Genomic DNA, 6,361 nt, shown 5'->3' on the forward strand with positions numbered 1-6,361 from the left:
CTGTTGTGCAGTAAATGCATGAGCCGGGTCGGGTCGGAGCACCAAACATCTCCTGCTTTATTCAATATGTAACTGAAGCAGACCCCCCTACAGATTTGGTAGAATCCGCGCCAATTCTTCTTGGCTTGCGGCTTCTATTCAAGAAGTACTTTCGTAACCGAATAATCTAGCCTGATTGGGCTGTCACTCGACGAGAAAACCATGAGCAATATTCCTAGCGATCTGAAGTACGTTGCCAGTCATGAATGGTTGCGCCTTGAAGCCGACGGTAGTGTGACCGTGGGTATTACCGATCACGCCCAGAGTTTGTTGGGTGATGTGGTGTACGTTGAACTCCCTAAAGTGGGTAACGTACTGACTGAGGACGAGGGTGCTGGCGTGGTTGAGTCAGTAAAATCTGCTTCCGATGTGTATGCGCCGATTGCTGGTGAGATTGTTGCAGTGAACGAGACTCTCGCTGATGAGCCGGATACGGTCAATTCCGATCCTTACGGCGAAGGCTGGTTCTTCAAGATCAAGCCCAAGAATGCCGGTGACCTGGAAGGCTTGATGAGTGCTACTGCTTACGCCGAGGAAATCGGGGCCTGAGACCCCAGATTCTGAGGGTGCATCCTCCCACCTACGTCCCCATGCGGACATAGAAGTTTTTAGAAACACCTACCGGCCGCTATCTGCGGCCGGTTTGCCATTTTCGTGAACGCCGCTCGGGCTTCAGTACCGCTGTGGCAATTGTTGAAGGGTCATACCATGACGCCGCTGTCCTCGCTTGAAAATCACAACGAATTCATTCATCGCCATATCGGTCCGGATGAGGCTGAAACCGCCAGCATGCTGGCTGCGGTTGGTGTCCAGTCGCTGGATGAGCTGGTAAAAGATACGTTGCCGGCTGCCATCCTGGGTGGTTCGCCATGTACTTTGCCCGATGCGGTAACCGAGGAAGCGGCGCTGGCTGAAATCCATGCGATTGCCAGCAAGAACGTGATTGCCCGTTCCTTTATTGGCATGGGCTATTCGGAAACCATCACGCCGAAGGTAATCCTGCGCAATGTGATGGAAAACCCAGGCTGGTATACCGCCTACACCCCGTATCAGGCTGAAATTTCGCAAGGTCGATTGCAAGCACTGCTGAATTTCCAGCAGGTGGTGCTGGACCTGACTGGGCTGGAGCTGGCAAATGCATCGTTGCTTGATGAAGCGACGGCCGCCGCTGAAGCGATGGCAATGGCTCGTCGGGTGTCCAAGTCAAAATCGAACCGGTTCTTTGTGGATCGTGAAGCATTGCCGCAGACCATCGATGTAATGAAGACGCGTGCCAAGGCGTTTGGTTGGGAATTGATCTTTGGTACAGCTGCTGAAGCCAAAGATCATGAAGTGTTCGGTGCGATGTTCCAGTACCCGAACGTAAATGGTGAAATCGCCGATCTGGAAGGTGCGATTGCTGCGATCAAAGCCATGGGTGGATTAACAGCGCTCGCTACCGACCCAATGGCCCTCGTATTACTCAAGTCGCCTGCTGCGCTTGGCGCTGATGTGGCATTTGGCTCAGCACAGCGCTTTGGTGTGCCAATGGGCTTTGGTGGTCCGCACGCGGCGTATTTTGCGACCAAGGACGAGTACAAGCGCTCGGTGCCGGGCCGTATCATCGGGGTATCGGTTGACAGTGCAGGCAACCCTGCCCTGCGCATGGCGTTGCAGACTCGCGAGCAGCACATTCGTCGGGAGAAAGCCAACTCCAATATCTGTACGAGCCAGGCACTATTGGCAAATATGGCGGGCTTCTATGCCGTATACCACGGACCGAACGGCCTGAAGCGTATTGCTGACCGAATCCACCGCCTGGCCGCCATCTTCGCCGAGGGTCTGAAGCGTGTCGGTGTTACCGTACAGACACGTTACTTCTTCGATACGGTGGTGGTCGAACTGGGTGCCAAGACGCATGCTGCCTATGAGGCTGCATTGGCGGCGGGCTACAACCTGCGCCATGTTTCCAGCAGCCAGCTGGGCATAAGCTTCGGCGAAACCGCTTCACGTGAAGATGTGAAGGCATTGTGGAACGTGCTGCTTGGTGAAGCTGCCAAGGCGCTGGATGTGGAATTGTTGGATCAAGAACGCGTGGCAGCTTTGCCGGCCAGTATGCTGCGTACCGATGCCATTCTCAGCCATCCGGTATTCAATGCCCATCATACTGAGACCGAGATGCTGCGCTTTTTGAAGAAGTTGCAGAATAAGGACTTGGCGCTTGATCACTCGATGATCTCGCTGGGTTCCTGCACGATGAAGCTCAATGCGACTGCCGAGATGATTCCGGTGACCTGGCCAGAGCTGGGTAGCATCCACCCGTTTGCACCGGTTACTCAGACGCGCGGTTACCTGGAATTGATCGAAGGCTTGAGCGAGCAGCTCAGAGCGATCACCGGTTTTGATGAAATCTGCATGCAGCCAAACTCGGGTGCTCAGGGTGAGTATGCGGGGCTGTTGGCGATCCGCCGCTATCACGAGGCGCGTGGCGAAGGGCATCGTAATATCTGCCTGATTCCGCAATCCGCACATGGTACCAACCCTGCGACAGCGCAGATGATGTCGATGCAGGTGGTGGTGGTAGCCTGCGATGAAAACGGAAACGTCAATGTTGCAGACCTGAAGGCCAAGGCTGAGCAGCACAGTGCCAATCTTGCCTGCCTGATGATCACCTACCCCTCCACTCACGGTGTGTTCGAAGAGGCGATTCGCGAGATTTGCGATGTGATACATAGCCACGGTGGTCAGGTCTATATGGACGGTGCCAACCTGAATGCCTTGGTGGCACTGGTGAAGCCAGCCGAGATTGGTGCAGATGTTTCGCACATGAACCTGCACAAGACCTTCTGTATTCCACATGGTGGCGGCGGCCCTGGTATGGGTCCCATCGGCTTGAAAGCCCATCTGGCTCCGTACATGGCCAACCATGTTGTTACGCCGGTGGATGGGCCGCACCGCGGCCAATCGGCTGTGTCGGCTGCGCCATTCGGGTCGGCATCCATTCTCGTTATTTCCTGGATGTACATTCGCATGATGGGCGGCAATGGTTTGAGGAAGGCCACCCAAACTGCCTTGTTGAATGCGAACTACATGGCGAAGCAGCTCTCCAGTGACTACCCAGTGCTGTACACCGGTAAGAATGGCCGCGTGGCGCATGAGTGCATTATCGATCTGCGCCCATTGAAGGCCGAGACAGGTGTTACCGAAGTGGACATCGCCAAGCGACTGATGGACTTTGGCTTCCATGCGCCGACCATGAGCTTCCCTGTACCTGGCACATTCATGATCGAGCCGACCGAGTCGGAATCGAAAGCGGAGCTTGATCGGTTCATCGAAGCCATGCGAACCATCCGTGCCGAAATTCGCAAGGTAGGCGCTGGAGACTGGCCGGCTGACAACAATCCGTTGCGCCATGCACCACATACCCAGTTCGCGGTGATCGGTCAATGGGAACGCCCATATAGCCGTGACGTTGCAGCCTATCCGCTTGCATGGGTACGCGAAAACAAGTTTTGGCCAAGCGTAGGTCGTATCGACGATGCCTATGGCGACCGGAACGTGGTTTGTTCATGTCCAAGCATCGACGCGTACAAGTAAGTGTGCTTGCTGTGGCAGCGAGTAGTCTGTTTGCTGCCACGGAAGTGAAACAGAATCAGCGAGCGATTTATTACGATGTCTACGGCCTTACTGCTGATGCAGTGAGGCATAGCATGGATAAGAACACGCCTATTCGTAGCGCCAGCGGTGTATTCCGCGGGGAGATGAAAACCTGGTTGGATTGGGATATAAGTTGGTGGCAACAAAATGGCAGTTGCCGCATTACGCGTGTTTCGGTGATGAGCAAGGCGACAACTACGCTGCCACGTTGGCAGGATGAAGCCAAGGCGCCCGTTGCGTTACAACAGCGTTGGAACGGTTTTATGAAGGCGCTGAAACAGCATGAGGCGGGTCATGCCAAGATCGCTCAGTCATGGGTGGATAAACTGATCCCAGGGCTGAGAAAGATATCGCCCAACCCAAGTTGTGAGGCACTTTATGCAGAAGCACGTCGTTTAGCTGCTGAGTACCAATCCAATAACCAGCGTGAACAGGACGAATACGATAAACGAACGCGCCATGGTGAAGCTGAAGGTGTGGTACTCCCCTGATACGGAATAGATGGCTACACATATTCCGCGTAGCCATCCAGGCAAAACAGAGTGTTTTGGTAGCCCGGCATTAGCCGGGCTTCTTTTTGTTCAACCAACTTGCTGGAAACATCGGCTTTTAAGCCTGCTATGCAAGCATCGAATTACGCTGGGATATGTTGTGAATTTTCGACCTGATATCAATGGACTGCGTGCTCTAGCGGTCTCAGCTGTCTGTTTCACTTCAACATGGCAGGGTTCCAAGGCGGCTTTTCCGGTGTAGACGTTTTCTTTGTCATTTCCGGTTATCTGATGACGGCAATTGTATTCAGTAAGCTGACTGCAGGCCGATTTTCACTGAGGGCATTTTACCTTGCCCGAGCCATTCGAATTGTTCCTGCACTAGCATTGCTTTGCCTGGCCGTATTGCTTCTGGGCTGGTTTCTACTGTTGAGTGTTGATTACAAGATATTGGGAAAACATGTGGCAAGCGCCATGGGTTTTTTCTCCAATACGGTGTTCTTTAAGGAATCGGGTTACTTTGATGTGAGCTCGCACGAGAAGTGGCTATTGCACACATGGTCACTTTCTGTGGAGTGGCAGTTCTATTTGCTTTACCCATTGATATTACTGTTGTTTAAGCGCTGTTTCGGTGCTATTCGTTGGGTTCTGTTGTCCCTTGCATTAGTTTCACTGGCCCTTTGCATTTGGGCGTCTTATTTCTACTCCCCGGGCTCGGCGTTTTATCTGTTACCAATGCGGTCATGGGAAATGCTTGTGGGGGGCTTGGTCTATTTGTTTCCCCTGGTTTTAACGTCCAGTACGCAGCGCTATCTCGAGTGGAGTGGGGTGGCGCTGATCTGTTTGAGTGTCGGCTTATTGAATGGCGAAAATGTGTGGCCAGGTTGGCTGGCGACGGTACCCGTGGTGGGTACTGCGTTGGTGATCTGGTCCGCACGATCACAGTCTGTACTGATGGGTAATTTGCTTGCGCAGCGTTTAGGAATGATTTCCTACTCGGTATACCTGTGGCACTGGCCTATCGTGGTTTTGCTGTCTTACATGGGGAAACAGGATGAAATCGCCTGGGTGGTTAGCGGGCTGCTTCTTACTGTGTTTTTGGGCGAATGTTCTTATCGATTGATTGAAGTACCTAGCCAGAAGCTTTTTCAGGCCAGGGTAAAGCGGCCCGGTTTGTGTTTGATTACGCTCATTGTCAGTGTGGCTGCAGTGGGCCGTGTCGTTTACAACGCAGATGGAGTACCAGGCCCTATCCGTTCGGTGAATAGCGATGAAAAGTAAATGCCCGGAGGCCAGCATCTATCGCCGTCGCTGGACAGTGTCCAAGCTGATTGACTCCTTATTATCGGAGTTCAGTCATGCTTGCAGTCCCCCAGCGCGCTTTTGTTGCCAACCAGCCCGTCGACATGCGCCGTTCTATCGATGGGCTGGCGCTGCTGGTTGAAGCGGTGCTCGACCGCTCACCGCTGTCGGGCGAGATGTTTGTGTTTTTCAATAAATCGCGCGACAAGGCCAAGCTGCTGTGGTTCGATCGCCATGGTTTCTGGATGGCATACAAGCGGCTGGAACGCGGTCGGTTCAAGGTGCCCGTTCCTGCCGACGCGATGAATTGGGCCGATTTGCTGTTGATCCTGGAAGGCATCGACCCTAAGACGCGACGCTTTAAAGCTGTCGCTGCAGGACGTGTGGCATAACAGCGAACCTGTGCACGTCAAGGTTCGCGGAACCAGGGCTACGCATGGGTTACCGGTATAATCGGCGGCATGACGCTGACCCAAGAGCTGGCTCACGCGCGCGTCGAGATCGACGCGCTCAAGGCCAATAATGAACACCTCCAATTCCAGTTGGAGCAGCTCAAGCGTCTCATTTACGGCCATCGCGCCGAGCGCATCGACACCCTAGCCGGTGCGATGACATTGCCGTTGTTCGATCAGTTGGCGTCAACGCCTGCCGCTGCACCGGATGTGACGACTATCCCGCATCATGTCCGACAAAAGCCCACGCGCAAGCCCATCCCCGGCCATCTGCCGCGCGAGATCGTCACACTTGATTTAACCCAGGCCGAGAAAGCCTGTCCCTGCTGTGGGGGTGAGCGGCACCACATCGGCGATGCCGTCAGCGAAAAGCTCGACTATGTGCCGGCACAATTGAGCGTACTGCAATACCGCCGGCCCAAATACGCCTGTTCTGCCTGT

At 54.1% G+C, this 6,361-nt stretch carries 6 protein-coding genes; all 6 read left to right on the plus strand.

The genetic code is table 11. The annotated features are described in order from the left end of the window. Positions 1-201 precede the first annotated feature (201 nt). A complete protein-coding gene (gcvH, locus tag ACUHMQ_RS05120; protein ID WP_445294370.1) occupies positions 202-588 on the plus strand; it encodes a glycine cleavage system protein GcvH in 387 nt (128 codons plus the stop codon). 159 nt (positions 589-747) lie between these two features. Continuing rightward, positions 748-3,615, plus strand: a complete 2,868-nt coding sequence (gene gcvP / locus ACUHMQ_RS05125; RefSeq protein WP_445294371.1) for an aminomethyl-transferring glycine dehydrogenase — start codon at positions 748-750, stop codon at positions 3,613-3,615. Then, a complete protein-coding gene (locus ACUHMQ_RS05130) occupies positions 3,588-4,166 on the plus strand; it encodes a DUF922 domain-containing protein (RefSeq protein WP_445294372.1) in 579 nt (192 codons plus the stop codon). Before gcvP ends, ACUHMQ_RS05130 begins: the two co-directional genes overlap by 28 nt. Positions 4,167-4,394: 228 nt before the next feature. Continuing rightward, entirely contained in the window at positions 4,395-5,447 is a 1,053-nt protein-coding gene (locus tag ACUHMQ_RS05135; RefSeq protein WP_445294373.1) for an acyltransferase family protein, read from the plus strand. Between the two features lie 77 nt (positions 5,448-5,524). Next, on the plus strand, positions 5,525-5,860 hold the full coding sequence (tnpB, locus tag ACUHMQ_RS05140) for an IS66 family insertion sequence element accessory protein TnpB (protein ID WP_445294374.1): 336 nt from the start codon (positions 5,525-5,527) through the stop codon (positions 5,858-5,860). Between the two features lie 69 nt (positions 5,861-5,929). Next, positions 5,930-6,361 (plus strand): IS66 family transposase zinc-finger binding domain-containing protein (locus ACUHMQ_RS05145; RefSeq protein WP_445294375.1); only part of this gene is annotated, 432 nt, incomplete at its 3' end.

The sequence above is a fragment of the Chitinimonas violaceus genome (assembly GCF_052601015.1).